Consider the following 25,895-nt stretch of genomic DNA (forward strand, 5'->3'; position numbering starts at 1 on the left):
AAGCTCCGCCGGGGTGGTGACATCGAGCGGCTTCTTCTTGGCCTTCATGATGTCGGGCAGCTTGGCGTAACGCGGCTCGTTCAAGCGCAGGTCGGTGGTGACGATAGCCGGCAGGGTGAGTTCGACGGTCTGCAGCCCGCCGTCGATCTCACGGGTGACCTGCAGCCGCTTTTCATCCCCTTCGCCCTCGACACTGATTTCGGAGGCGAAGGTGCCCTGGGGCAGCCCGGCCAGCGCGGCGAGCATCTGACCGGTCTGGTTGTTGTCGGTGTCGATGGCCTGCTTGCCGAGAATCACCAGCCCCGGCTGCTCCTGTTCGACGACCTTGGCCAGCAGCTTGGCGACGGCCAGCGACTCGACCTTGTCGTCGGTCTCGACGTGAATCGCCCGGTCGGCGCCCAAGGCCAAGGCGGTGCGCAGCTGCTCCTGGGCAGCCTTGGGGCCGACGCTGACGGCGACCACTTCCGTGGCCACGCCCTGCTCCTTCAGGCGTACCGCTTCTTCCACGGCGATCTCGCAGAAAGGGTTCATGGCCATCTTGACGTTGGTGAGGTCGACGTCGCTGTGGTCGGGCTTGACCCGAATCTTGACGTTGTAGTCGATGACGCGTTTGACCGCGACGAGGATCTTCATGGTTGCTCTCCCATGGTTGGATTCATGCTATTCCGCGTGTCGAAATTTAGTTTCACCACATTCCATAAACGATACGAAGCCCTACCACCGGCGTCAAGCCCGATCCCTCAGCTACCGAAGCGTGCCAGCAGAAACCAGCTGGCCAACAGCGGGATGGACATGCACAGAAAGGCGCCGTTCCAGCGATAGCCGATCCGAGTCGAGGGCACGCCGGTGAAGCGTGACAGGATTAACATCGAGGCCGTCATCGGTGAGGACATCAGCGCCAGCGCCCAGCCGACCATCAGCGAGGCGCCGATCAGCGGTGGTGCCAATCCCTCGATAGCCAGGGTGGGCAGGATCCCCGCCAGCAGGGTGACGGTGACGATGGGATTGATGCCGATCTGCGCCAGCACCATGACCAGCAGCATGGCCAGCACCGCATTCCAGGCACCCAGAGTATCCAGGACGGTCAATGCCGTAACCAGGGTCGCTGTGTCCACCAGGCCCACGCAGAGATGTCCCAGGTAGCCCGCCGCTCCCAGCACCACGATCTCGTTGCGGGTAGGCGCTAGTAGCCAAGGCAACTGGCGATGCAGGCTGCGCCCCGCGGCGACCAGCCCCAGACCGCCGAGGCGACGACGCTGCCAGGCCAGCCACACGAAGGCACCCAAGGGTGCCCCAAGCAGGGCAGCGATCGGCAAGCGCACCTTGAGCCACCAGGCAAGGCAGAACACCAGCGTCACGATGCCCGCCAACAACAGCGCGAACCGGCCCAGCGGCAACAAGGAAGGTGCTCGACGGGAGTCGACCGCAAGGGGATGGGGGCCGGCAAGCTGGTCGGCCAGCCAACCAATCAGGAAGATCAGCACTGCCGCGCCCAGCGCATAAGGCGCCAGCTCGCGCCACGCCACCTCAGGCATGCTGGAGAGCACCACGGCTACGCCGATGCCCATGGGCGAGATCAGCGGTGCCAGGGAAAAGCCCCGCAACAGCGCCAGCATCATCCGCCGGCGGCGAGCACGCTGCACCCAGACACGCCCCTGGGCGGCGCCGAGGGTGTTGCTCTTCTCGATCATGGCGGCAAAGAGGTTCAGCACGCCGATATTGAGAATGATGCCGAACAGCGCCGAGCCCAGCGACAGGATCGGATAGCGCCGACCCGGCGGCTGCAACAGCATACTCTGCCCGCAGCGGCGCACCAGTCGCGAGCGGTAAGCGGGCAGTCGCAACATTCCCAGCGCTACGACGAAGGTGGCGAAGAAGGCGAAGCGCCCTGCCGCCTCGAACAGCAGCCGGTCTGGCTCCTGCGCATACCCGATGGCGATCAGCGTCGCTCCGGCGGCAACCCAGAGCAGTCCCTTTGACATGCCCGACAACTGGCCTCTGAGGGTAAGCAGGTAAACCCCCAAGGCCGCAATACCCAGGCCTTGCGCCAAGGGATTGCCCACGATTAGATGCACCAGCGTGGCCAGCGTCACCGTCAACAGCAGCGATGCCCGCAGCCGGTCGGTCGTCACTCGGCCACGTCCTCCGGCGACTCGCTGCCGCTGCGGCGACGAAACGAGCCTTCGCCCAGGGCAACCAACCGGCCTACACTATCGACGACTTCGCCGCTGGCCATGAAGGTCTTGCGACCTCCCCCTCGCAACGTTCCCGTGGCACGGAGCCTACCCTGGCGCGCCGGCCCGACGAAGGTAGTGGTGAGTGACAACGTCATCGCCTTGCGCAGCTGATCCGGAGCCTCGCAGTGCAATCCTGAAAAGCTCATGGCCACATCCAGCAAGGTGCTGAGGACCCCGCCATGCACGATACCACTGCGGTTGAGGTGGTGCGGCTCGACCGCCAGCTCGAGCGTCACCTGATCCGGCTGCCAGTCGACGACACGAATTCCCAGGAAATCCTGAAAACCCACCATCCGCCACGACAACGGCAAGGCATCACTCATGTCGCATCCTTCCCTTGTGCCAGGTCACGAAGTCGTCCCTTGAGGATCTTGCCACTGGCCGTCGCGGGCAGGCTATCCACCAGCACGATCCGGGTAGGCCGCTTGTAGGGCGCCAATCGCTCGGCAATGAATGCCCGGAGCGCCGTCTCATCCAGATCCGCCCCCGGTTCGCACTGTACGAAGGCCACCACCTCTTCATTGCCCGGTACCTGACGCCCCACCACGGCCGACAGCGTTACGCCGGGATGCTCGTTGATCACCGCCTCCACGTCGGGCGGATAGATATTGAACCCGGAGCGAATGATCAGCTCCTTGCTGCGCCCGACAATATAGAGCTGATCGTCCTCGTCGAAACGCGCGATATCGCCGGTATTAAGCCAGCCGTCCTCGGTAAGACAGGCCTGCGTGGCTTCGGGCTGACGGAAGTAGCCCTTCATCACGTTGGGCCCGCGCACCCAGAGCTCGCCCACCTCGTCAGCGTCATCGGGGGCATCGCCATTCGCGCCTAACGGCTCGAGGCGATACTCCAGCAGCGGCAGCACGCGTCCCACGGTATTGCTGGCATGGCGATCGTCGATGCGGGTCTGGCTGATGGTCGGGCTGGCCTCGGTCAGGCCGTAGCCATTATGCAGCGTCAGGCCGAAGGCCGCCTCGACCCTCCTCTTGATGTCGGCATCCAGCGGCGAGCCCCCCGCGGAAATATAGATCAGCGCTGGCGCCTCCAAGGTCTGGCCCCGCTGGCGCAGAAACTCCAGGGTTCGCGCGTACATGGCGGGCACCCCCTGCAGGACGGTGATGCGTTCCCGCTTCAGGGCATCGAGCATCATCGCCGCATCGAAGCGCGGCACCGTATAAAGACAGGCACCGTTGTAGAGTGATCCCATGCACACCGAAGAAAGCCCGAAGACATGAGACATCGGTAACACGCCGTAGACACGCTGCCCCTTACCCAAGTGTCGCATGCCGCCGGAGATCGAGGCAATGTAGAGGATGCCGCGGTGCGTGAGCATGACGCCCTTGGGTGTACCAGTCGTTCCCGAGGTATAGATCATTGCCGCGACCTGTTCGGCGCCACTGGCTGCGACCGGTTCGGGTTCGCTATCGACCAGTGTCCCCACCCGCAACGCCCCTAAAGCGGGATGCACCAGGCGTTCGGCACTATGGCGTTGGCCGTGCGCTTCCGCGTCGGGCGACGCCTCGCTGGTATAGAAGACCTGCCGCGGCTGGCAGTCGTCGCGGATCAGGTCGATCTCCCGGGCCGACAGCCGCGAGTTGACGATGGCCACCCAGGCATCGAGTTCGCTGGCCGCCAGCAGCACGACTACCAAGGCACGGCTGTTCTCACCGACGGTCATCAACCGGTCGCCCGGGCGCACCCCCAGTGAGGCCAGCCACGCCCGTGCCTCGAGGATCTCGCGGCCCAGGTCGGCATAGCTCCAGCGAACCTCGCCATCGACCAGGGCCGCCTGGTCGGGAAAGCACCGGGCATTGTCGAGCACCCGGGTGCTCAAGCGCTCGGGCAGCTCGGCCACCAGATCGCTGGCCAGGCGCCCGAAGATGCACTCATCGGGTGCTTGCCGCGTTACGGAAAGGGCCATCAGGATGCCTCCCGCACCATGTTGCGGGCGATCACCAGTTGCTGGATCTGGGTGGTACCTTCATAAATGCGGAACAGCCGCACGTCACGATAGAAACGCTCGACGGCATACTCCGCCATATAGCCCGCTCCGCCGTGGATTTGAACCGCACGATCGGCAACACGCCCGACCATCTCGGCACAGAACAGCTTGGCACACGAGGCCAAGGTCGAGACATCCTCGCCGGCATCCTTGCGGCGTGCGGCGTCGAGCACCATGGTGCGTCCGGCGTAGGCCTCTGTCTTGCTGTCGGCAAGCATCGCCTGGATCAGTTGATGGCTGGAGAGCGGCACGCCGAACTGCTGGCGCTCCATGGCATAGTTGAGAGACTCCTCCACCAGCCGCTCGGCGACCCCGACGCAGACCGCGGAAATGTGCAGGCGGCCGCGGTCGAGCACCTTCATGGCAGTCTTGAAGCCCTGCCCCTCGCGCCCTCCGATGATGTTCTCTGCCGGTACCCGGCAGTCGTTGAAGATGATGTCGCAGGTATGGGCGCCCTTCTGTCCCATCTTGTTGTCGGCGGGTCCGCGCTCGAGCCCTGGGGTATCACCTTCGACGATAAAGGCCGTGATCCCCCCCGCCCCCTTGTTGGCCGGATCGGTTCGTGCCATCACGGTAAACAGATCCGCCTCGGGGCCATTGGTGATGTAGCGCTTGGTGCCGTTGAGAATATAGTGATCACCATCGCGTACGGCCGTGGTGCGCAGACTGGCGGCGTCGGAACCGACGTCGGGCTCGGTCAGGCAGAACGAGCTGAGGATTTCCCCCGTGGCCAACCGCGGCACGTACCGCGTTTTCTGCTCCGGCGTGCCGTCGATGAGAATGCCCTGGGCGCCGATACCATTGTTGGTGCCGAAGACCGAGCGGAACGCCGGCGAGGTCTGGCCGATCTCCATGGCGACCAGTGCCTCCTCTTCCATGGTCAAGCCGAGGCCGCCGTATTCTTCAGGGATCGACAGGCCGAACAACCCCATCTCCTTCATCTCCTCGAGCAATTCGATGGGTACGGCATCCTCCTCGGCAAGGCGTGCCTCATTGGGAATCAGCCGTTCGCGCACGAAACGGGAAAGAGTATCGAGAAGCTGATTCAGGAGTTCGGGATCGCGAATCATGGTATGTCCTCATAGGTGAAGTGGCAGGCGGGCTCAAGGGAATCGGCAACGTCACGGGCACAGGTTCTGCATCACGGAATTGACGTTCGCATCTATTGCCAGGCACTTTTGCATAGCCTAGGATAGCAGTCAATAAACGGAACATGATTTTGCCTTGCGAAACATAAGCACCCTGCGTCTGGATATCCCAACCATAAGGAGAAGCTTGCCATGCCGACCGATGCCCTCCCGGAGGCCACTTTGGCTACCCCCTTCCGTCGCCTCGGCCTCGTCGGCACCGGCGCCATGGGTCGTGGCATTGCCCAGCTGGCCGCCCAGGCCGGCCTCGAGGTCATGCTTCATGATGCCCGTACGGGCGCGGTGGACGAGGCCAGGGAGTTCATTACCGGCGTCTGGTCACGTGGAGTGGCGAAGGGACGCCTGAGCGAGGACGACCTGGCGCATTACCGATCCCGACTGCACGAAGCGTCCGATCTGGCGGATCTGGCGGGCTGCGATGTCGTGGTGGAGGCCATCGTCGAGAACCTCGAGGCCAAGCAGGGCCTGTTCACGCGTCTGGAAGCGATCCTGGACGACGACGCCGTATTCGCTACCAACACCTCGTCATTATCGGTGACAGCCATCGCTGCCGCCTGCCGAGTGCCGCAGCGGGTGATCGGCTTCCACTTCTTCAACCCCGTCCCGCTAATGAAGATCGTCGAAGTGATTCCCGGCCTGCGGACCGCACCCGAGATCGTCGACCGAGTGGTTGCATTGGGCCAGGCCATGGGACACTTCACCGCACGCGCCACCGATACCCCGGGCTTTTTGGTCAACCATGCCGGTCGCGCCTTCGGCACCGAGGCTCTGCGCATTCTCGGCGAGCGCGTCGCCGACCACATCACCATCGACCGCATTCTGGTCGACCAGGGCGGGTTTCGCATGGGCCCTTTCACCCTGTTGGACCTGACCGGTCTCGATGTCTCCCACGCCGTGATGGAGTCGATCTATCACCAGTACTATGAAGAGCCGCGTTTCCGGCCATCGCCCCTGACGCGGTCACGCCTCGCCGCCGGGCTGCTGGGTCGCAAGAGTGGCGAAGGCTTCTATCGCTATGAGGATGGCAAGGCGATGATGGCAGAAGAATCCGCACCGCCGACGACTGTCCCCCTGCCGGTGTGGATCAGCCACGAAGACCCCGAAACCCACCAGGCGCTTTCGGCGCTCGTCTCCGCCGCCGGCTGGCCGCTGGACTCTAGCGACATGCCCAGCGACGAGTCGCTGTGCCTGCTCACCCCACTGGGCGAGGACACGACCGAGTGTGCACTCCGTCATGGGCTCGACCCCTGTCGCTGCGTTGCTATCGATATGCTGGCTGGCCTCGACAGGCGCCGTAGCCTGATGACGACCCCGGCCACCGAGGCGCGCTATCGGGATGCCGCCTGGGCCCTGCTCGGCGATGACGGTACGCCGGTGAGCCCGCTTCGCGACAGCAACGGCTTCGTGCTCCAGCGCGTGGTGGCCTGCATCGTCAATGTTGGTGCCGATATTGCTCAACAGGGCGTGGCCGACCCCGAAACCCTCGACCGCGCCGTGGAGCTTGGGCTGGGCTATCCACGGGGACCGCTGGCCATGGGTGACCACTACGGTGGCCGGCGCATCCTTACGATCCTCAATCACCTCTTCACCGCCACCCGCGACCCTCGCTACCGCCCCAGCCCCTGGCTGCGCCGACGCGCCGTCCTGGGCCTGCCGCTGGCGACAACCGAACTGAACTGAACAGAACTGAAAGGAGCCTCTCATGCACGACGCCTTTATCTATGACGGAATCCGTACCCCCTTCGGCCGCCATGGCGGCAGCCTGGCCACCGTGCGTCCCGATGATCTGCTGGGCAGGACCTTGAGAGCACTGGTCGAGCGCAACGGTTTCGTCCCCGAGGACTACGAGGAGGTACTGGCCGGCTGCACCAACCAGGCCGGCGAGGACTCGCGCAACGTGGCCCGCCACGGTGCTTTGCTGGCCGGTCTGCCCGTCGAGGTCGCCGGGCAGACCGTCAATCGCTTGTGTGGCAGCGGCCTGGCCGCCATTATCGACGCCGCTCGCGCCACCCGCCTCGGCGAGGGCGAGCTGTTCCTGGCCGGTGGGGTGGAATCGATGTCCCGTGCACCCTATGTACTCGGCAAGGCCGAAAGCCCCTATGCCCGCAACCAGCCGTTGTACGATACCGTGATCGGCTCACGCTTCCCCAACCCTTGGATCGGCAAGGAGTACGGCAGCCACAGCATGCCCGAAACCGCCGACAACGTCGCCCACGACCTGGGACTGGGACGCGACGCGAGCGACGCCTTTGCAGCCCGCTCCCAGGCGCGCTATGCCACGGCCCTGGCCCGTGGTTTCTATGATGAAGAATTGCTGCCCATTGAGGTGTCTCAGGGGCGCAAGCTACCTCCGCTGGTTATCGACCGCGACGAACACCCGCGCCCCGGCAGCGACGTAGACAAGCTCGGCCGGCTGTCGCCGCTGTTCGAGGGCGGCGTGGTCACCGCCGGCAATGCCTCGGGTCTCAACGACGGTGCCGCCGCGCTGATTGTCGGCAGCAGGGCGGCTGGTGAGAAGGCCGGCATCAGGCCTCGAGCACGTGTCGTGGCCGGATCCGTGGCCGGGGTTGAGCCACGAGTGATGGGGCTGGGGCCAGTCCCTGCCTCCCGCAAGGCGCTCGAGCGCGCAGGCATGACCCTCGACCAGATGGATGTGATCGAGATCAACGAGGCTTTCGCGGTTCAGGTACTGGGCTGCCTCAAGGGCCTTGGCCTGTCGCCCGACGACTCACGGCTGAATGTCAACGGCGGCGCCATCGCCATCGGCCATCCCTTGGGAGCCTCGGGAGCACGCCTGGCGCTCACTGCCCTGCGCCAGTTGGAGGCCAGCGATGGCCGGTATGCGCTGGTGACCATGTGTATCGGCGTTGGCCAGGGCATTGCTGCCATCATTGAGCGACTGGAGCGCTGATGCTGACTACGATCCGTTGATTGACGGCCTTAGAGCGACATGCAGGCAAATTCATTCTGTTATGCGATACTAGATTCCGCAATTTGTGACTCGGCTCAGGACACCCTGTATGAAGCAGTCCACAATCATCGATGATGGGGTAGGTACCCTAGACAAGGATCGTAACTTCGTCACGGCCCTGGGCCGTGGCCTGGAGTTGTTACGTGTTTTCGGCGCCGGCGAGGAGTACCTCGGTAATGCCGAACTCTCCCGGCGTACCGGTATCCCACGCCCAACGGTCTCGCGTCTGACTTACACCCTGACGCTGCTGGGCTATCTGCAGCACGACCAGCATCTCGAGAAATACCGGCTGGGGGCTGGCGTACTCGCCTTGGGTTATCGCTATCTAGCCAACATGGGTATCCGCGATATCGCCCGCCCTCACCTACAGCGGTTTGCTGACGCTACCGACTGTAATGTCAGCCTGGGCAACGCCGATCGCACCTCGATGATGTATCTGGAAACCTGCCATGGCAGCGGTCCGCTGATCATGCGCCTCGAGGTCGGCTCGCGACTGCCCATGGCGACGACTGCCATCGGCCGCGCCTGGTTATGCGGCATCTCGGTCGAACGTCGCCAGCAGGTATTGGATGAGTTGAAAAAACTCCATGGTGATGACTGGCCACTCATCGAAGCTAATATCAACAAGAGCCTGACCGAGTACGAGCACCACGGTTTCTGTCTTTCCGAGGGAGACTGGCAGAAAGAGGTCAGTGCCGTGGCCCTGCCGCTGGTGCTCGAGGGAGGGGCCGAGGTCATGGCGATCAACTGCGGGGGATCCGGGTTGAGGCTGACGCACGAGGTATTGGTGGAAAATCTCGGTCCGCGTCTGGTCGAAGTCGCCGAGCGGATCCGGCGGGAGTTCGAGCCCGCTAGAATGCCAAGCTGATATAAATTCCTGCACGCCATGCAAGAAATAGCCTCCATCACAGCGAATGGCGTCGGTTGCACACCGGTGGCTGTAAGTAACGAAAATCTCGACGATCGGTTACCATGGTGATATTTGGCAAACGGCGGCACCATGGAGCAGATTCCTCGACAGAACCTCGGTATCAGCGCCTATCAATGGCTCAAGCGCGACATCATTCGCGGCGTGTTCCGGCCAGGCGAGAAACTGCTGATGACTGGGCTCAAGGCCCGCTACGACCTGGGGGTCGGGCCGCTGCGCGAGGCGTTGTCGCAACTGGTTGCCGATCGGCTGGTCGTGGCGATCAGTCAGCGCGGCTACCGCGTGGCGCCGATGTCGTTGGCCGAGCTTGCCGACCTTTACGACGCCCGCGCCCAGCTGGAAGCCATGATGCTGCGACTGGCCATCGAGCGTGGCGACGACGCTTGGGAAGCCGACATCCTGGCCTGCGCCCATACCTTGGCCAAGGTCATGGAAGTCAAGAGCCCCGATGAACTGCTCGACATCTGGGACGCGCGGCACAAAGCGTTTCACACAGCCATGGTGAAGGGCTGTCGCTCGCCTCACTTGCTACAGGTGCGCAACAATCTTTTCGACCAGGTCGAACGCTATCGTCACTTGTGGCTGCGCGAGACCGTCTTTTCCGATGCGGCCCTGGCACGCAAGCGTGAGGAACATGCCGAACTGGTCGAGGTCAGCCTGGCGCGCGACGCCGAGCGCGCCACGGCATTGATCCACGACCACCTGATGACTCCCGTACCTGTCATTACCGAAGTGATGCACCGGCACGGCCTGGCATGATGGGTCGCTTGGCATGAAACAAGTGTCAGGGTTTTTTCGCACTATCAGGCCGAGATACGGCTCAATGTCATGAGCGCGTCATGGGAAGTCACCAGACTCGATATCAGCCAATGCCACCCGATCGGCAATGGTAAACTGACGTTAGACCATGGGCGCTTGCGACACGAGGCGCCAGCTGATGGAGAGACCCCATGCCACACCTGCTGCGATTTCCCCGTGATATCGAAGGACGCCTCGAGAGACTCAGCCGTCAGACCGGGCTCAGCAAAGCCGTGCTGATCGAACGCTGTCTGGATGATGGCCTCAACGGCCTGGAAAACCAGCTGCTGCTGGAGACCCCAGTTCTCAATCGCGTCGAGCGCCCCATCGATCAGTTATTGCGCGAGAGTGGTCTGGGCGCATGAAGACGGCTCAGCCGAAGACGCCACGAAACCGGCGATGGTCGGCCAGCGCTCGCTCGTGCGTGACGGCCTTGATTTCCACCTCCTGACCCGGCAGGCACTGGGCCAGCCGCGAACAGGCCAGCGGCGTGAACGCTCCGAGCCGGGGGTAGCCACCGATGGTCTGACGATCATTGAGCAGCACGATCGGCTGCCCGTCGGGTGGTACCTGCACGGCGCCCAGGCCGATCCCCTCGGAGATCATCGTCGACAGCCGGCATTGCAGCCGCGGTCCGGTCAGTCGAACACCCATGCGATCGGCGCGGTCATCTACTCGCCAGGCCGTATTGAAGGCGCGAAATAGACTGGTGCCCGAGAACTCGGCGATTTGCGCACCGACGAGCAAACCGAGTGGCCCGGGCTGCTGATAGTCGGGCGGCGAAGGGGGCTGGGCAGCGCCGACAGGCACCTCTCGGCTGGCCGCGGCAGACACGCGAAGGCGATTGCCCTCGGCAAGCTTATGGCCTTCACCGTCATGTCCTCCCAACCCTTCGCGCATAACGCACGCCACGCTGTTAAGCACCGGCACGGCCCGAAAGCCCCCTGCGACGGCCAGATACGCCCGCAGACCGTTGACGGGTGAGGCGAAGGCCAGCACCTGCCCCTCGCGAAGCGTAACGGGCTGCCAAATAGCCAGTGGCTTTCCCTCCACGGTGGCGCCAAGATCGGCTCCGGCAACCGCAATCGCGAGATCACGCTCGGCGACAAGCTCGAGGCCGCCGAAGGTCACCTCCAGGGCCGGCGTCCCCCAGGCGTTGCCCACGAGATGGTTGGCCCAGGCCCAGCCATGCAGGTCTACCGGCCCGCCCTGGGTCACTCCCAGCCGGCGTACCCCGAAGCGCCCGGCATCCTGGAGCAGTGCCAGCGGACCGGCGCGCGTCACGCTCAGGCCGTCTATCGCCTCCGTCATCTCCCCTCCTCCATCGCACGGGTATCACCACCCTGGCGCTCGAACTCGGCGCGATCGATGGGCACGAAGCGTACCCGGTCACCCACCTGGAGCAGGCTGAACCCTTCCCGGTTGCGGTCGAAGAGCACCGCCGGGGTCCGGCCGATCAGGTTCCAGCCACCCGGCGTGATCGCGGGATAGGCCGCGGTCTGTTTACCTGCCACCGCCACGCTCCCAGCCGGCACCTTACGCCGTGGGGTATCCAGACGGGGCGCTTCAATCCTGGGGTCGACGCTGCCCATGAAGGCGAAACCCGGTGCGAAGCCCAGGGCGAAGACCCGGTAGCTGCGCTCACTGTGGCAGGCCACCACCTCCTCGACGCTCATGCCCGCCAACTCGGCCAGGTGCGACAATTCGGGTCCCACCGAGGCGTCATACCAGACCGGCAGTTCCATGATCGGCGCGTCCGCCGCCGCCTCGTCGGGTTGCAGCCGCTGCAAGAGGTCAACCAGCCGTGTTCTAGCCTCGCCCGGCGAGAGTCGCAGCGGGTCGAAGATCACCAGCAGGGTGGTATAGGACGGTACCAAATCGACCAAGACGTCGCCGAACGCCCTCTCGCAGTCTCTCACCAGGGCGGTGAGCCACGCCATATTGGCCTCGTCGATGTCATCGAACAGCCGCACCATCCAACCGTCGAGGCCGGCCGATTCAATCCGTGGGAGACTCTCTGCCTGACTCATGCACCGGTCTCCAGCTCACGCAGCGCCTGGCGAATCGCCTTCACCGCGGCGATCGACTCGGGATTGTCGCCATGCACGCAGAGGGTATCGGCGGCCAGCACGAGCTCGCTGCCGTCGCTGGCCGTGAGCGGCTCGCCACGGGCGATGCGCTGCGCCTGGTCGACGATCACCTCGGGGTCGTGGTGTACGGCCCCCCGCTCTCGCCGGGAGACCAGCCGTCCCTCGGCATCGTAGGCGCGATCGGCGAAGGCCTCGAACCACAGGGTCGCGCCATGCCGCTCGGCCAGTGCCCGCGTTGCGGCGGTATCCCGGGTAGCCATCACCATCAGCGGCAGGCGGGCATCATAGGCCACCAGCGCGCGCATCACGGCGTCGAGGATCTCCGGATCGCGCATCATGTCGTTGTAGAGGGCCCCGTGGGGCTTGACGTAGCCGACCTCGAGGCCCTCGGCCCGGCAGAGCCCGGCCAGGGCACCGACCTGGTAGAGCATCAGGTTCTCGACCTCCTCGGCCGAGCAGGCCATCGAACGGCGCCCGAAGCCGACCATGTCGGGATAGGCGGGGTGCGCGCCGACGGTGACGCCATGGCGCTTGGCCAGCCGCACGGTCATGCGGATCACGTCCGGGTCGGAGGCGTGGAAACCGCAGGCCACGTTGGCCAGGTCCACATGGGGCATCACCTCGTGGTCCAGGCCCATGACCCAGGGACCGAAGCTCTCGCCCATATCGGCATTGAGCAGCAGGGTCTTCATCATTCACCTCCTCCGGATGGCGCATCAAAGAGAATTTATCAACGTTTTATCGATAAGACATCGCCCTTTAGTCTACACATCGTTGACCAGGCGTCGACTGCCCGCTTAACCTTCTTCGCGAACACTCGCTAGACTCCTTCTGGACGGCCCGCTGTCCGACGACCTGCAGCGACAACAAGAACCCGACACGAGGTAACGCACATGACCGCCCGTAACTCCCTCCTCCATCTGACCTCGGCTGCCGCCATCGGTATCAGCCTAGCCACCCTGGGCAGCACCGCCCAGGCCGCGACCGAATGGGACATGCCCACGCCCTACGGCGACATGACCTTCCACACCGTCAACATCCGCGAGTTCGCCGACGATGTGCGCGAGGCCACCGATGGCGAACTGGACATCACCGTGCACTCCAATGGCTCGCTGATCGGCCATGCCGAGATCAAGAACTCGGTGCGACGCGGCATCGTACCCATCGGCGAGCTGATCATGTCCCGCCTGGCCAACGAGAACCCGATCTTCGAGGTCGATTCGGTGCCCTACCTGGCCTCCAGCTACGAGGATGCCCAGACCCTGTGGGAGGCCTCCCGGGAGGTCATCGCCGAGGAACTCGCCGAACAGCAGCTGCGCCTGCTCTTCGCCGTCCCCTGGCCGCCCCAGGGCATCTACACCAACCAGGCCATCGAGTCCGGCGACGACCTCAAGAACCTCAGCATGCGTGCCTACAACACTGCCAGCGAACGGATCGCCCAGCTGTTCGGCGCCGTCCCGACCCAGGTCGAGGTGCCGGATATCCCCACCGCCTTCAGCACCGGCCGCGTCGACGCCATGATCACCTCACCGGCCACCGGCGCCGACACCAAGGCCTGGGACTACCTGAGCCACTTCAACCACGCCCAGCTGTGGCTGCCGAAGAACATGGTGATCGTCAGCGAGAAGGCCTTCTCGCGCCTCGACGAGGCCACCCAAGAGGCGGTCCTGGACGCGGCCGCCGAGGCCGAGACGCGCGGCTGGGAGATGAGCCGTCAGGAGACCGATGACGCCCTCGCCGTGCTCGAGGAGAACGGCATCGAGGTCAGCGAGCCGACCCCGGAGTTCGCCGAACGGCTCCAGGAGGTCGGCAAGACCATGACCGAGGAGTGGGCCGGCCGCGCCGGTGATCAGGGGGCCGAGATCCTCGAGGCCTACGAGGCCGCTCGCGACTGAACCCGCCACCCGCCGGGACCTCTCGTCCCGGCCCTGCTTCACGGTTCCCGCCATGACCTATCGTCTACGACCACTCTATAACCTGGGCGGCTACCTGGCCGCCCTCTGCCTCTGCCTGATCTGCGCGCTGATCACCGCCCAGATCCTCGGGCGCATCATCGATCGCATTGCCACCGGGATCGGCGGCGACCGCATCGGCCTGGCGATTCCCGGCCTCTCGGAAATCTCAGGCTTCCTGCTGGTCGGCGCCAGCTTCCTGGGGCTCGCCTACACCTTCGTGCATGGGGGCCATATCCGCGTGACACTGCTGATCGGGCGGCTCCCCGCCGCGCCACGCGCCTTCGTCGAGCTCTTCTGCCTGAGCATCGCCCTGGTGCTCTGCCTCTATCTGGGCTGGTACCTCTACTGGCTGCTGGATGACAGCATCGCCTTCAACGAGACCTCCTATGGTCTGCTGAGCATCCCGCTGTGGATCCCCCAGTCGGCCATGCTCAGCGGCGTGGTGCTGTTCTGCCTGGCACTGGCCGAAGCCTGGCTTTCCACCCTGGTGACCGCCGCGACCCGGCCCTCCAGCTTCACCATCGACGACAGCGGCCAGGAATGAGCCCGGGAGACACACCATGCTCGTAATGATGACGGTCCTCTTCGGGGTCCTCCTGCTGCTGCTCGGCAGCGGCGTCTGGGTGGCCTTCTCCCTGCTGGGACTGGGCTGGCTGGGGCTCTCGCAGTTCACCTCGGTGCCCACCGGCGACGTGCTCGCCTCCAACGTCTGGGGCGAGAGCTACAGCTGGGAGCTCACCGCCCTGCCGATGTTCATCTGGATGGGCGAGATCCTCTTCCGCTCGCGGCTCGCCGACGACATGTTCACCGGCCTGGCGCCCTGGATGCAGCGCATTCCGGGGCGCCTGCTGCATACCAACGTGATCGGTTGTGGCCTGTTCGCCGCCGTTTCCGGCTCCTCGGCGGCGACCTGTGCCACCATGGGCAGGATGACCATTCCCGAGCTCACCCGCCGTGGCTATGACGAACAGCTGGTCATCGGCACGCTGGCCGGTTCGGCGACCCTCGGCCTGCTGATCCCGCCCTCGATCATCCTGATCGTCTACGGCGTGGCCACCGACCAGTCCATTGCCCGCCTCTTCATGGCCGGCATCTTCCCCGGCCTGCTGCTGATCTCGCTGTTCGCCGCCTACCTGATGCTCTGGTCCTGGCGCTTCCCGAGCAAGATTCCCCCCGCCGAGACCGGCCTGCCACTGGGCGAGAAGCTGCGCCGGGCACGCCGCCTGATTCCCCTGCTGGGCCTGATCGTCGGGGTCATCGGGTCGATCTATGCGGGTCTGGCCTCCCCCACCGAGGCCGCCGCCGTGGGGGTGGTGCTCTCGCTGCTGCTGGCCAGTACCCAGGGCACCATGGACCGCACAGTGTTCCGCGACGCCCTGCTCGGGGCGGTACGCACCTCGACCATGATCGCCTTCATCCTGGCAGGCGCCGCCTTCCTCACCGCTGCCATGGGCTTCACCGGCCTGCCCCGGGAACTCGCCGCCTGGATCGGCACCCTGGGACTGTCTCCCGTCATGTTGCTCGCCGCGCTGACGGTCCTGTTCATCCTGCTGGGCTGTTTCCTGGACGGCATCTCGGTAGTGGTGCTGACCACCTCCATCATGCTGCCCATGGTCGAGGCCGCCGGCATCGACCTGATCTGGTTCGGCATCTACCTGGTGATCGTGGTGGAGATGTCGCAGATCACCCCCCCGGTCGGCTTCAACCTCTTCGTGCTGCAGGGCATGACGGGGCGCAATATCCTGTCGATCGCCTGGGCGGCCATGCCGTTCTTCTTCTTAATGATGCTCGGGGTGGTGCTGATCAGCCTCTTCCCCGGCATCGCCACCTGGCTGCCACAGGCCATGAGCAACTGAGCAGGGAACACATGGAAAAGGAGCAGCACGTGACACCCGTACGGACACCTCGCGGCCCCATCGTCTCCTCGGAGCACCTGTCGCGCAGCAGCCAGGAGCTCTCGGAGTTCGAGTTCGGCCTGATTATCGCCGGGCATGCCTTCGACCGCTGGATGGTGCGCTGCATGACCGCCAGCGGCTACCCGGAACTCGGTGCCCTGGACGTGCTGGTACTGCACAGCGTCAACCATCGCGAACGCGCCAAGCGCCAGGCTGATATCTGCCTGGTGCTCAACGTCGAGGACACCCATACGGTGACTTATGCCCTGAAGAAGCTTGCCCGCCTGCAGTTGGTGACCGGCGGGAAACAGGGCAAGGAGACCTTCTTTCGCACCACCGAGCTGGGGCGGGAGGCCTGTGGCCGCTATGCCGAGATTCGCGAGGCCTGCCTGGTCGATTCGCTCGCCTCGATGGGCATCGAGCGCGAGGAGATGAGTCGCCTGGCGGGACTGCTGCGGGCCATGTCCGGGCTCTATGACCAGGCCGCCCGCTCCGCCGCGTCGCTCTAGCCGAATGCGGCTGCTGGGCTAGGCAGAGGAGCGCGGGTAGAGCCGGCGGGCCCGCCACAGGCTGAACATGAACAGCAAAAAGCTCGTCGTCATCGACGCTGCCAGGGACAGGGTGAAGACCAGCATGCCCGGCAGGTGGCCCACGCCGAGATAGCTCACGGCGCAGAAGGCAAGCAGGCTCAGCATGCCGCGCTGGGTCATGCTGACGGTCATGCGTGCCACCTCGGCCCCGTAGCGCTCGTGCAGTGCCCAGGCGATGGTCAGGATACCGACCGGAAACCCCAGAATGACACCGGACAGCTCGGGGCCTGATCTCGCCGCCAGGGTAGTCGCCAGGCTCACCACCGCCCCCGCCAGCAGCCCGCGCAGCAGCAGGTCGAGCCAGCCCGAGCTTGCCACCACCACCGGCTGCCCCAGTTGCTGCCAGCGATTGACTCCCTCTGCAACCAACAGCACCACCAGGTAAGCGGCAATGGCAGCGAGCAGGCCTCCCGGTATCTGCGTGAACAACAACGCGCCGGGCACCCAGAGCAGGCTGGCCAGCGCCAGGCTGCGCAGAGCCGACAGCCGTGTGGCGGTCATCACGAAGCACACTGTGAACAGCAGGGTCGCCACCAGCGCGTGCAGGGTGAAAAGCACGGCGTCCTGCACGAAGCCCGCCGCTTGCTCGCGTAGCATGAAGAAGTAGCCAGGACCGAGGATCACTGGCGTACCAGCGAGTATTCCGCCTAGCCTTGGCCCAAGGCGGCCTACCGAGAGCGCCACGAGAATCACGATGCCGGCAGTCGCCAGCAGCTTGATCAGCATCAGCTGGAGCATGGACGACGATTGACCTCCCTGTCGGACAAAAGCGGACTCCGGCCCGGGAGTCTACCCGCTCTCCCGGGTCGCCGACAGCTCGGCAACCTGACGAGGATTGCGCGGATAGAACCGTTCCGGCTGGCGTGCCACGTGCGCGAACAGGCGGGTGTCCTTGTAGGGCATCTTCATGAAGCCCGAGACCCCGAGCCCCTCGATCAGCCCCACCGCCGCGAGGATGTCATCCAGCCGCTGGCGAAATTCCGCCTCGCGCGAGGGGTCGAGCAAGCGGTAGTAGCTGTGGATCTTGAGATTCTCTGGCAGCGCCTCGAAGATGATCATCCCGGTATGATGGATCTCGTTGAGCGCTTCAAGCGAGGCGATGATCGCCTGGGGCAACACCAGAAACTCTTCGGGGTCGGGACCATCCTCGAAGTAGCTGTGCAGGCGAGTATGATCCTCCAGCTCCGGCATCGCGCTTACCTCGAAGGCCAGGCGCATGCCGGGTTCGAGCGCGAAGGGGCGATCGGGACCCTCACGATCCAGGTGCAGGGTATCGCGGGCGTTGAATAGACAGCTCTTGAAGATGCCACGGCGATGAATCGCCCGGGCGAGCGTCACCATGTTGTTCACGGCCGCGACGAAGGCCGGCTTGAGTGCGGCATCGTGCAGGTTGAGCGAGGTATCGATGTAGACCCCCTCGGCCTCCCAGCGCACAGCCAGCCCGCCGACCACCGGGTACTTGCCCAGCCGACTCACGGCGGCGAGAAAGGCTTTCTCGGTTTCACCCATGCCCTGCATGAAGTTCTTGTAGTAGCGATCGAGCTGCACGTCGTTGACATCGTTGAGGGTTTCCGGCCCGCCCTCCTCGCGCAGAAAGGCCTTACGCGAGCTGTAGACCACGGTGTCGATCTCACGGGACGCCGGCCGCGCCCATACCGGCACCAGCGGCGAGGCGGATTTCTGAGGGATGTCGAGCATGACCAGCCTGGCGAGCCGCGGCATCTCGCGGATGAAATGATCGCCTGCCTTCATCCGCGTACGCGGATCGGGGTCGAGCATCGCGTCGAGCATGCGGGCAAACTCGACCGGCAGGCCCAATGAAGTCGCGGGGATGGCGCGGTGACCGAAACGGCAGGACTGGGCCGAGGCCAGCGCATAGAGGGTGGCCGCGGCGCCCTGCTCGTCGAAGCGGGGCGATGACAACGCCCCGTTGAGCTGCTCTTCGCCGATGAAGTAGACATCCCCCAGCCGGGCATTGGTCTGCTGCAGGTTGTCCGACATCAGCTCCATGACGTTGGCCGCCACGAACTGCAGGCTAGCGTCGAGTTGCGCGAAGACCGAGGAACCCCAGTCGATCAGCGCCACTCGCTCGGTGCTGGCGTCGAACACCAGATTGGAGGGCTTGATGTCGCCATGCACGATGGGCCTGTCATTGAGCCCACCGCCCGGCTTGCTTGTCGCTTCTCGACGCAAGGTGCGCAGGATATCGGCGAGCTGATCGGCAATACGGACCACCAGCCGCGGCGAAAGCCGCCCCTCGCGAAGCGAGACTTCTTCCAGGTTGAGCCCCGGCGCGCGCTGCATCACCAGGATCGACTGGCGACGCACGCGCTGGAAGACGATCAGCTTGGGCACGCGGGGATGATCGACCTGCTCCAGCATGAAGGCCTCTTCCTCGAGCCGGTCCTGGAGATGCTGGGGCAGGTTCACCCGGGTGAACTTGAACACGTATTCGTCACCGAGCCCCGTGAGCCCGGCGAATACGAAGCCGTAGGCCCCCTTGCCGATCAGCTCGATATGGCGATAACCCAGTTGCTCGAGCTGTGTCTGGCACAACGCTACCCACGCCTTGAGTTTGCGTGCATCGCCATGACTGAGCAGATACACCGATTGCTCTTCGGGTATATAGAATTGCTGCAGGGGACCATGGCTCATGGGCTTAGCTCAGGTACAACAACATCGTTTCCGGGGCTTCGAGGTAGGCTTTCCAGGCGTTGCAGAAACGGGCGATGGTGCCGCCATCAATGAGGCGATGATCGCCCGCCCAGGTGACGGTCAGAATGGCCCGCTTGACGACATTGTCGTGGTCATCGAAGCGCGGCAGCCACTGCGTCTTGCCAATGGCGACGATCGCCACTTCCGGGGCGTTGATGATCGGCGCGGCGTAGGTCCCGCCCAGCGCGCCAATATTGGAGATGCTGATGGTACCGCCCTTGAGGTCCTGCTGGACGACTCGCCCCTCGCGCGCCTCAGCGGTCAGGCGCTGCGTCTCCCTGGCAAGCGCGAGCAGACTCAACCGCTCCACGCCCTTGACGTTGGGAACCATCAGTCCTGCCTTGCCATCCACGGCCATGCCGATATTCACCGACGGCAGATAATGGATCTCATCAACAGCGTCGTTCAGGCGCGCATTGAGAATCGGAAATTCCTGCACCGCCAGCGCCAGGGCCTTCATGAAGAAGGGCATCAGCGTCAGGCGTGTGTCCTGCGCCTCGGCACGCGGCTTGAGCCGTTCGCGCAGGGCGAGCAGGTCGGTGACGTCGATCTGCTCGCCATAGTGGAAGTGAGGGATCGTGGTCGCCGCCTCGACCATGCGCCGCGCCATGACCGCCCGCATACCGCGCAGGGGCTCCACGCGAGTCTCGGCCGCGGCATCGGCTCGGGCCGCCGGCTCGCTGTCTTGTTCGACCCCCTGCTCGAGCATATGCAACACATCGTCCTTGAGCACTCGGCCGTCCTTGCCGGAACCGGGCACATCCTCGAGCGCCAGGTCATGTTCGCGCAGTAATCGACGCACCGCCGGGCTCGCGGGAATGCGTCCATAAGGGCCCTGGCCCCTCGGGGCGTCTCCCACCCTCCCTACCCGCTCGCCCGCAGCCATAGAAGGTCGTGTAGCGGCGGTTGAGGCATCATCGACCCCCGTATCAATATCGTCGCTGATATTTCTGTCTTTTACCGGAGCATTTTTCTGCGACTCGACCGGTACGTCACCTTCTTGATCGTCGTCTTGCCCTTGACCCTCACCCTGGACCTCATAGGAAAACAACGGCGAATGTACCTTGGCAATCTCGCCCTTGGGGACGAATAGCCGCGTCACCCTTCCCGCCTCGGGGGCGGTGATCTCGACCAGTGCCTTGTCGGTCATGACCTCGACCACCGGCTGGTCCTCCTCGATGAGATCGCCCTCGGCGACCCGCCATTCGACTATCTCGCACTCCACGATACCTTCACCGATATCGGGCAGCTTGAACTCGCTCATGATGCGTCTCCTGTCCTGGCTCGCATAAGCCCTGATACCGAATCGTCAGAAGGCCAGGCTGGCCTTGATCGCCTCGAAGATCTTCAGATGGTCCGGCAGATACTCCTTTTCCAGCGTAAGCGGAAAAGGCGTATCCAGGCCGGTCACCCGGGCGATCGGCGATTCCAGGTACAGGAAACAACGCTCCTGGACGGTGGCCGCGATCTCAGCGGCGAAGCCTCCGGTCAATGGCGCCTCGTGGGTGATCAGGAGTCGCCCGGTCTTGAGCACCGACTCAACCACGCTGTCCTCGTCCCAGGGCACGATGGTGCGCAGGTCGATGACCTCGCAGGAAACGCCCTCCTTCTCGGCAAGCTCGACGGCGCGCTCGATGACTTCCATCTGCGCCCCCCATCCCACCAGGGTGATGTCGGCGCCCTCGCGGGTGACCTCAGCCTCGCCGATGGGCAGCTGGTAATCCTCCTCGGGCACCTCGCCGGTGGAGGCCCGATAGAGACGCTTGGGCTCGAAGAAGATCACCGGGTCGGCGTCACGGATCGACGCCAGCAGCAGCCCCTTGGCCTGGTAGGGATCGCGCGGCACCACCACCTTGAGCCCTGGTGTGTGCGCAAAATAGGCCTCGGGGGATTGGGAATGGTAGTGGCCCCCCGCGATGCCGCCCCCGTAGGGCGCGCGAATGGTCAGCCCGCCGACATTGAAAAGATCGCCCGAGCGGTAACGGAACTTGGCCGTCTCGTTGACGATCTGGTCGAAGGCCGGATAGATGTAATCGGCGAACTGGATTTCCGCGACCGGGACCGAGCCCTGGGCGGCCAGGCCGTTGGCAAAGCCGATGATTCCCTGTTCGACCAGCGGTGTATTGAAGCAGCGCGACCTGCCATACTTTTCCTGCAAATGGCTGGTGGCACGGAAGACGCCGCCGAAGCTGCCCACGTCCTCGCCGAAGCACAGCACCTTGTCGTCCTCAGCCATGGCGATATCCAGCGCGTTATTGATGGCCTGCAGCATGTTCATGGTCGGCATCCTAGGCCCCTCCCTTGTCGTCGGCGTCGTCACGCGGCGAGACATCAGGGTCCAGCGACATGGCGCCTTTCGGATAGGCCTCGGGGTAGCGGCGAATGTGCGTCTTGAGGGTATCCAGCTGGCGCTGCAGGGCCGGCGTCACGTCGGCATAGACATCGGTGACCAGGCTATCGAGCGGCGGCGGCGGACGCTTCTGGGCTCGCTTCATGGTCTCGAGCACCTCGCGACGCAGGCGCTCCTGGCACTCCCTCTCTTCCTCGTCGCTCCACCAACCCCTGTCGTTCAGCCAGCGACGCATGCGCAGCAGCGGGTCCTTCTCACGCCAGGCTTCTTCTTCCTTCTTCGAGCGATACCCCGAGGGGTCGTCAGACGAGGAATGGGCCGCCAAACGGTAGGTCATCGCCTCGATCAACACCGGCTGGTTGTGCTCGACGGCCAGGCGTCGCGCCGCCTGAGTGGCGGCGTAGACGGCCAGGATGTCGTTGCCATCGACGCGGATCACATGCATGCGGTAGCCAAAGGCGCGCGGCGCCACACCGTCCGCGGCGAACTGCTCGATGGAGGGCGTGGAGATCGCGTAGCCATTATTGCGACAGAAGAAGATTACCGGCACCTGATGCACTGCCGCCATGTTCAACGCGGCATGAAAGTCGCCTTCCGAGGCGGCGCCCTCGCCGAAGAATACCGTGGTGCACTGCCCTTCCCCGGCCAGCTTCTGCCCGTAGGCGAAGCCCGTGGCCTGGGGAATCTGCGTGGCCAGCGGTGAGGAGATGGTCAAGTAGTGAAGCTTGCGCGATCCGTAATGGATCGGCATCTGGCGACCCTTGCCGTAGTCGAGCTCGTTGCCGAACAGCTGGTTCATGAACTCGTCGAAGCTGAAGCCCCGATACATCAGGGCGCCCTGTTCTCGGTACTGGGCCATGATCATATCGGCGTCGTCGAGTGCCGCCGTCGCTCCAATGACCGCCGCTTCCTCGCCGGTGCACTGCATATAGAAGCTCAGCCGGCCCTGACGCTGCGCCGCCATCATGCGCTCGTCGAGCACCCGGGTCGCCACCATGGCGTGGTAGATGCGCCGCGCCGCGTCGCGGCCAAGCTCGGGTGCCACCGCGCCGTCGAAGAGCGTGCCGTCCTGCTGAAGCAGGCGGAAGGTAGGAATACTGAATTCATCGCCAGCGAGAAAGTCCGGCGAGTGGATATCCGTTGTCGTTGTCATCACCATGATCCTGAGCCCCTTTTGAGGGCAGTGTTGTCGCTAATGGGTCTCGCCGCCAGGGGATCGGCCCCGCCGGCCGTCAACGCAGTCAAATTTGACGTTAACGTAAACGGCATATAGGGGAAAGATTTTTTCTAACTGAGTGTTGCCTGGGCTCTGTGGGCAGTCTCGGGTCGCAAGCGAGATTATCGGAGTGGACTCGGCTCAACGTCTGGCGCGCCGCAGCGCCAGTCGCTCGAAAGTACTGTCCACGGTGAGTGCCAGCAATCCGATCATCAGCGCACCTTGCAAAATATAGGCGGTATTGCCGTTGACGATGCCGGAGATGATCGGATCGCCGAGGTTGCTGGCGCCGACCGTCGCGCCCAGTGCGGCGGTAGCGATGTTGACCGTCACCGAGGTGCGGATGCCCGCCACAATCACCGGCGCGGCCAAGGGCAATTCGACCTGGCGAAGCACCTGCCCACGACTCATGCCCATGCCACGCGCCGCTTCGAGTATCGACGAGTCGATGCCCTGCAGCCCCGCCAGGGTATTGCGCACGATGGGCAGTAGCCCGTAAAGCAGCAAGGCGACGATGATCGGCAAGGTGCCGAAGCCCAGCACCGGCACGGCCAGTGCCAGCACCGCGACAGGCGGAAAGGTCTGGCCCATGGAGGCAATCTGCGCGACCAGTGGCAGAAAGTCCCGACCGGCTCGGCGCGTCACCGCAATGGCCGCACTCACCCCGACCAACGTGGCGAGCAACGAGGCCACCATCACGACCAGCAGATGACGCCCCAGCAAGGTGACGAAGTCGGCGCGATCGTAGATGACCTGTCGGCTGTCGGTCTCGATCCAGCGAAAGACGCCCTCCAGCTCGGCCATGCCAACGGTCAGGACCAACAGCAGTGCCAGCCAGGTCAGTGGCAAACGCCAGCGATGCACAGCGCGATTTGCCCGCCGTGGAACGCCTCGTTCATTCATGGCGGGTATTTCCGACCAGGCGCTGCAACGAGAGCTCGCCCACGGGTATATCCTCGTCATCGATCACCGTCAGCCGATCGGCGTGCTCGCGAAACATCACCGCGAGCGCCTGGCGCAGGGTGGCGTCACGGTGCACGCGGGCCGTGGCATTCAACCGTGGCCCGAGCGCTAGCATACGTTCGCCGACAGTTACCAGACTGGCCTCCTTGAGGCCACGATCGTCCCCGCCCAGCATCGATTCGACGAAGGGGGTTGCCGGTTCGTGGAGCAGTTCCAAGGGTGTGCCCTGCTGGACGATTCGCCCGGCGTCCATCACCACCAGCTTGTCGGCGAGACGCAGTGCTTCGTCCATATCGTGGGTCACGAAGACGATGGTCTTGTGCAGCCGCGCCTGCAACTCGCGCAGCTCGTCCTGAAGCGCCTCGCGGGTGATCGGGTCGAGGGCACCGAACGGCTCGTCCATCAGCAAGATGTCGGGATCAGCCGCCAGCGCGCGGGCCACGCCGACTCGCTGCGCCTGCCCTCCCGACAGCTGGTCGGGATACTTGTCGGCGAACGTCTCGCGCGGCAGCCCCAGTAGCGCCATCAGTTCATCTACCCGCGATTCGATTCGCTCGGGCGACCACTTGAGAAGCCGCGGCACCAGGCCGATGTTGCGGGCCACCGTCCAGTGAGGAAACAGCCCGGTACTCTGGATCACATAGCCGATGCGTCGCCTGAGCGTATCCTCCTCGAAGCGACGAATCGGCTGGCCGTCGATATGAATCTCGCCCTCGCTATGCTCTATCAGGCGATTGATCATGCGCAGCGTCGTCGACTTGCCGCATCCAGAGGTGCCGACCAGCGCGCAGAGCTCGCCGCTCTCGACTCGCAGCGAAATGCCATCGACGGCAGTTTCCTCACCGAAGCGTTTGGTGACGTCAAAGAGTTCGATCATTTCGCCCCTCCCGGGCGCAGTCGCTCGCTCAGGGCGCCGAGCAAGGCATCCGCTACCAATGCCATGCCCAGAATCGGCAGTGCGCCCAACAGCACCAAGTCCATCGCCGCCTGTCCCAGCCCCTGGAAGATGAAACCACCCAGCCCTCCGGCGCCGATCAAGGCCGCCACGGCGGCGAGACCGATCGCCTGCACGGTGGTGATACGCACACCTTCGAGCATGACCGGTAGGGCCAACGGCAGGCGGACCTGCAGAAAGACCTGCCCGCGACTCATCCCCATGCCCCGCGCCGAATCGATCACGCCCGGGTCGACTTCCGAGAGCGCCACGAAGGTGTTGCGCACCATCGGTAGCAGGCTATACCCCACCAGGGCGATCAACGCCGGCGCCCAGCCGATACCCCGCACCCCGATCGCCGACAGCCACTCAACATTAGCCGCTAGCCAGGCGAGCGGTGCCAGCAGCAGACCGAACAGGGCCAGGCTGGGAATGGTCTGCAGAAAATTGAGCACGCCGAAACCGGCGCGTTGCAGCGCCGGGAAACGCCGCATGGCGAGTGCCAGGGCCACGCCGAGCAACAGGCTCGTGCCGACGGCGGCTCCGACCAGTGCCAGATGGTAAAGCACGGCCGCCACGAACTGGTCACTGCGTCCCCGGAACTCCTGGAGCAGCGCCAAGGGTTCCAGCCACCAACTCAGACACAGCCACCAGCTGAGCAGCACGGGAAACATCAGCGCCCAGCCGTTGAGCCGCGAGCCCCCCAGCCGAGTACGCAACTCGATCATGGCGAGCAACATAACGAACAGCACGACCCAGAAGCCCGGCCCGATACCCAGGCGCGCCTGGGGCATGTCGGAATCGGCCTGCCTGGCGGCGGCAAGAGCGAGCACGGCCGGCAGCGCCATCAGCGTGGCCACCGTCACGGCCATGGCAATGCGATACTTGCGTGGGTTGGGGCGAAACCCCAACACCGCCACTGAGAGCATCGCCAGGGTTCCGGCCAGCATGCCCCCCCAACCGATGGCGTCGAGGGTCGCTATGCCCTCGCCGGGCACGATGCGATTGGCGGCCACGCTGACCAGGTCGGCGCCAAGCCAGGCCACCAGTGCGGCGAGTATCAGGGCTGGCAGAACGCGGTTATGGCGTGGAGCTTCCATTCG

General features: G+C 64.5%; 25 protein-coding genes. 9 read left to right on the top strand and 16 right to left on the bottom strand.

The window, feature by feature from the left end; genetic code table 11:
• The 5 genes from BM341_RS14875 to BM341_RS14895 form a co-directional block, all read right to left on the bottom strand.
• Positions 1-633 (bottom strand): electron transfer flavoprotein subunit beta/FixA family protein (locus BM341_RS14875; RefSeq protein ID WP_089796959.1); only part of this gene is annotated, 633 nt, incomplete at its 3' end.
• A 107-nt stretch (positions 634-740) separates the two neighbouring features.
• Positions 741-2,132: a hypothetical protein gene (locus BM341_RS14880; protein WP_089796857.1), complete on the bottom strand. Its 1,392-nt coding sequence runs from the start codon at positions 2,130-2,132 to the stop codon at positions 741-743.
• Positions 2,129-2,560 carry a PaaI family thioesterase gene (locus BM341_RS14885; protein WP_089796858.1) on the bottom strand — a complete coding sequence of 144 codons (432 nt, stop codon included), beginning with the start codon at positions 2,558-2,560 and terminating at the stop codon, positions 2,129-2,131. Before BM341_RS14885 ends, BM341_RS14880 begins: the two co-directional genes overlap by 4 nt.
• On the bottom strand, positions 2,557-4,158 hold the full coding sequence (locus BM341_RS14890; protein WP_089796859.1) for a class I adenylate-forming enzyme family protein: 1,602 nt from the start codon (positions 4,156-4,158) through the stop codon (positions 2,557-2,559). Before BM341_RS14890 ends, BM341_RS14885 begins: the two co-directional genes overlap by 4 nt.
• Positions 4,158-5,309 (bottom strand): acyl-CoA dehydrogenase family protein, encoded by a 1,152-nt coding sequence (locus BM341_RS14895; protein ID WP_089796860.1) that lies wholly within the window; start codon positions 5,307-5,309, stop codon positions 4,158-4,160. The genes BM341_RS14890 and BM341_RS14895 overlap by 1 nt, the downstream gene beginning before the upstream one ends.
• A gap of 210 nt (positions 5,310-5,519) precedes the next feature.
• On the opposite strand from BM341_RS14895, the gene BM341_RS14900 reads away from it, so the two are divergent.
• The 5 genes from BM341_RS14900 (at position 5,520) to BM341_RS14920 (ending at position 10,449) form a co-directional block, all read left to right on the top strand.
• Entirely contained in the window at positions 5,520-7,067 is a 1,548-nt protein-coding gene (locus tag BM341_RS14900; protein ID WP_089796861.1) for a 3-hydroxyacyl-CoA dehydrogenase, read from the top strand.
• A gap of 22 nt (positions 7,068-7,089) precedes the next feature.
• A complete protein-coding gene (locus tag BM341_RS14905) occupies positions 7,090-8,298 on the top strand; it encodes a 3-oxoadipyl-CoA thiolase (protein WP_089796862.1) in 1,209 nt (402 codons plus the stop codon).
• Positions 8,299-8,407: 109 nt separating this feature from the next.
• Entirely contained in the window at positions 8,408-9,226 is an 819-nt protein-coding gene (locus tag BM341_RS14910) for an IclR family transcriptional regulator (RefSeq protein WP_089796863.1), read from the top strand.
• 132 nt (positions 9,227-9,358) lie between these two features.
• Positions 9,359-10,045 carry a DNA-binding transcriptional regulator CsiR gene (csiR, locus tag BM341_RS14915; protein WP_089796864.1) on the top strand — a complete coding sequence of 229 codons (687 nt, stop codon included), beginning with the start codon at positions 9,359-9,361 and terminating at the stop codon, positions 10,043-10,045.
• 191 nt (positions 10,046-10,236) lie between these two features.
• Positions 10,237-10,449 carry a hypothetical protein gene (locus BM341_RS14920; protein WP_089796865.1) on the top strand — a complete coding sequence of 71 codons (213 nt, stop codon included), beginning with the start codon at positions 10,237-10,239 and terminating at the stop codon, positions 10,447-10,449.
• A 7-nt stretch (positions 10,450-10,456) separates the two neighbouring features.
• On the opposite strand, the gene BM341_RS14925 is transcribed toward BM341_RS14920, so the two are convergent.
• Genes BM341_RS14925 through BM341_RS14935 form a run of 3 tightly spaced genes read right to left on the bottom strand, consistent with a single transcriptional unit; the run spans position 10,457 to position 12,866 of the window.
• Positions 10,457-11,395: a 5-oxoprolinase subunit C family protein gene (locus BM341_RS14925; RefSeq protein WP_089796866.1), complete on the bottom strand. Its 939-nt coding sequence runs from the start codon at positions 11,393-11,395 to the stop codon at positions 10,457-10,459.
• A complete protein-coding gene (gene pxpB / locus BM341_RS14930; protein ID WP_089796867.1) occupies positions 11,392-12,114 on the bottom strand; it encodes a 5-oxoprolinase subunit PxpB in 723 nt (240 codons plus the stop codon). The genes BM341_RS14925 and pxpB overlap by 4 nt, the downstream gene beginning before the upstream one ends.
• A complete protein-coding gene (locus tag BM341_RS14935) occupies positions 12,111-12,866 on the bottom strand; it encodes a 5-oxoprolinase subunit PxpA (RefSeq protein WP_089796868.1) in 756 nt (251 codons plus the stop codon). Before BM341_RS14935 ends, pxpB begins: the two co-directional genes overlap by 4 nt.
• Positions 12,867-13,067: 201 nt before the next feature.
• Between BM341_RS14935 and BM341_RS14940 the strand changes: the two genes are divergently transcribed.
• From BM341_RS14940 to BM341_RS14955, 4 genes are read left to right on the top strand one after another with little or no spacing between them, the layout of a single operon-like run.
• Complete coding sequence (locus BM341_RS14940) at positions 13,068-14,069, top strand: TRAP transporter substrate-binding protein (protein ID WP_089796869.1); 1,002 nt, start codon at positions 13,068-13,070, stop codon at positions 14,067-14,069.
• 52 nt (positions 14,070-14,121) lie between these two features.
• Positions 14,122-14,673, top strand: a complete 552-nt coding sequence (locus tag BM341_RS14945; protein ID WP_089796870.1) for a TRAP transporter small permease — start codon at positions 14,122-14,124, stop codon at positions 14,671-14,673.
• Between the two features lie 16 nt (positions 14,674-14,689).
• Positions 14,690-15,985 carry a TRAP transporter large permease gene (locus BM341_RS14950; RefSeq protein ID WP_089796871.1) on the top strand — a complete coding sequence of 432 codons (1,296 nt, stop codon included), beginning with the start codon at positions 14,690-14,692 and terminating at the stop codon, positions 15,983-15,985.
• Positions 15,986-16,014: 29 nt separating this feature from the next.
• A complete protein-coding gene (locus tag BM341_RS14955) occupies positions 16,015-16,533 on the top strand; it encodes a winged helix DNA-binding protein (protein ID WP_342713900.1) in 519 nt (172 codons plus the stop codon).
• 18 nt (positions 16,534-16,551) lie between these two features.
• On the opposite strand, the gene BM341_RS14960 is transcribed toward BM341_RS14955, so the two are convergent.
• The 8 genes from BM341_RS14960 to BM341_RS14995 form a co-directional block, all read right to left on the bottom strand.
• Positions 16,552-17,352, bottom strand: coding sequence for a hypothetical protein (locus BM341_RS14960; protein WP_089796873.1), 801 nt, complete (start codon positions 17,350-17,352; stop codon positions 16,552-16,554).
• 51 nt (positions 17,353-17,403) lie between these two features.
• Entirely contained in the window at positions 17,404-19,269 is a 1,866-nt protein-coding gene (locus tag BM341_RS14965; RefSeq protein ID WP_089796874.1) for a protein kinase domain-containing protein, read from the bottom strand.
• A gap of 4 nt (positions 19,270-19,273) precedes the next feature.
• Positions 19,274-20,593: a 2-oxo acid dehydrogenase subunit E2 gene (locus BM341_RS14970; RefSeq protein ID WP_089796875.1), complete on the bottom strand. Its 1,320-nt coding sequence runs from the start codon at positions 20,591-20,593 to the stop codon at positions 19,274-19,276.
• Between the two features lie 45 nt (positions 20,594-20,638).
• Positions 20,639-21,616, bottom strand: coding sequence for an alpha-ketoacid dehydrogenase subunit beta (locus BM341_RS14975; protein ID WP_089796876.1), 978 nt, complete (start codon positions 21,614-21,616; stop codon positions 20,639-20,641).
• A 1-nt stretch (position 21,617) separates the two neighbouring features.
• The gene (locus BM341_RS14980) at positions 21,618-22,832 is read right to left on the bottom strand and encodes a thiamine pyrophosphate-dependent dehydrogenase E1 component subunit alpha (RefSeq protein WP_089796877.1); all 1,215 of its coding nucleotides are present in this window, start codon (positions 22,830-22,832) and stop codon (positions 21,618-21,620) included.
• Between the two features lie 204 nt (positions 22,833-23,036).
• A complete protein-coding gene (locus tag BM341_RS14985; RefSeq protein ID WP_281246500.1) occupies positions 23,037-23,798 on the bottom strand; it encodes an ABC transporter permease in 762 nt (253 codons plus the stop codon).
• Positions 23,791-24,735 carry an ABC transporter ATP-binding protein gene (locus BM341_RS14990; protein WP_089796879.1) on the bottom strand — a complete coding sequence of 315 codons (945 nt, stop codon included), beginning with the start codon at positions 24,733-24,735 and terminating at the stop codon, positions 23,791-23,793. Before BM341_RS14990 ends, BM341_RS14985 begins: the two co-directional genes overlap by 8 nt.
• The gene (locus tag BM341_RS14995; RefSeq protein WP_089796880.1) at positions 24,732-25,892 is read right to left on the bottom strand and encodes an ABC transporter permease; all 1,161 of its coding nucleotides are present in this window, start codon (positions 25,890-25,892) and stop codon (positions 24,732-24,734) included. The genes BM341_RS14990 and BM341_RS14995 overlap by 4 nt, the downstream gene beginning before the upstream one ends.
• Between the last annotated feature and the right edge of the window lie 3 nt (positions 25,893-25,895).

The organism is Halomonas korlensis, assembly GCF_900116705.1.
GTDB lineage: Bacteria > Pseudomonadota > Gammaproteobacteria > Pseudomonadales > Halomonadaceae > Halomonas > Halomonas korlensis.

Coding starts and splice junctions, on each gene's coding strand:
- BM341_RS14940 (WP_089796869.1), top strand. CDS start 13,068: ATGACCGCCCGTAACTCCCTCCTCCATCTGACCTCGGCTGCCGCCATC.
- BM341_RS14990 (WP_089796879.1), bottom strand. CDS start 24,735: ATGATCGAACTCTTTGACGTCACCAAACGCTTCGGTGAGGAAACTGCC.
- BM341_RS14980 (WP_089796877.1), bottom strand. CDS start 22,832: ATGACAACGACAACGGATATCCACTCGCCGGACTTTCTCGCTGGCGAT.
- BM341_RS14905 (WP_089796862.1), top strand. CDS start 7,090: ATGCACGACGCCTTTATCTATGACGGAATCCGTACCCCCTTCGGCCGC.
- BM341_RS14935 (WP_089796868.1), bottom strand. CDS start 12,866: ATGAAGACCCTGCTGCTCAATGCCGATATGGGCGAGAGCTTCGGTCCC.
- BM341_RS14965 (WP_089796874.1), bottom strand. CDS start 19,269: ATGAGCCATGGTCCCCTGCAGCAATTCTATATACCCGAAGAGCAATCG.
- BM341_RS14920 (WP_089796865.1), top strand. CDS start 10,237: ATGCCACACCTGCTGCGATTTCCCCGTGATATCGAAGGACGCCTCGAG.
- BM341_RS14945 (WP_089796870.1), top strand. CDS start 14,122: ATGACCTATCGTCTACGACCACTCTATAACCTGGGCGGCTACCTGGCC.
- BM341_RS14960 (WP_089796873.1), bottom strand. CDS start 17,352: ATGCTCCAGCTGATGCTGATCAAGCTGCTGGCGACTGCCGGCATCGTG.
- BM341_RS14985 (WP_281246500.1), bottom strand. CDS start 23,798: ATGAATGAACGAGGCGTTCCACGGCGGGCAAATCGCGCTGTGCATCGC.
- BM341_RS14910 (WP_089796863.1), top strand. CDS start 8,408: ATGAAGCAGTCCACAATCATCGATGATGGGGTAGGTACCCTAGACAAG.
- BM341_RS14900 (WP_089796861.1), top strand. CDS start 5,520: ATGCCGACCGATGCCCTCCCGGAGGCCACTTTGGCTACCCCCTTCCGT.
- csiR (WP_089796864.1), top strand. CDS start 9,359: ATGGAGCAGATTCCTCGACAGAACCTCGGTATCAGCGCCTATCAATGG.
- BM341_RS14885 (WP_089796858.1), bottom strand. CDS start 2,560: ATGAGTGATGCCTTGCCGTTGTCGTGGCGGATGGTGGGTTTTCAGGAT.
- BM341_RS14950 (WP_089796871.1), top strand. CDS start 14,690: ATGCTCGTAATGATGACGGTCCTCTTCGGGGTCCTCCTGCTGCTGCTC.
- BM341_RS14895 (WP_089796860.1), bottom strand. CDS start 5,309: ATGATTCGCGATCCCGAACTCCTGAATCAGCTTCTCGATACTCTTTCC.
- BM341_RS14995 (WP_089796880.1), bottom strand. CDS start 25,892: ATGGAAGCTCCACGCCATAACCGCGTTCTGCCAGCCCTGATACTCGCC.
- pxpB (WP_089796867.1), bottom strand. CDS start 12,114: ATGAGTCAGGCAGAGAGTCTCCCACGGATTGAATCGGCCGGCCTCGAC.
- BM341_RS14925 (WP_089796866.1), bottom strand. CDS start 11,395: ATGACGGAGGCGATAGACGGCCTGAGCGTGACGCGCGCCGGTCCGCTG.
- BM341_RS14975 (WP_089796876.1), bottom strand. CDS start 21,616: ATGCCGACCATGAACATGCTGCAGGCCATCAATAACGCGCTGGATATC.
- BM341_RS14970 (WP_089796875.1), bottom strand. CDS start 20,593: ATGAGCGAGTTCAAGCTGCCCGATATCGGTGAAGGTATCGTGGAGTGC.
- BM341_RS14890 (WP_089796859.1), bottom strand. CDS start 4,158: ATGGCCCTTTCCGTAACGCGGCAAGCACCCGATGAGTGCATCTTCGGG.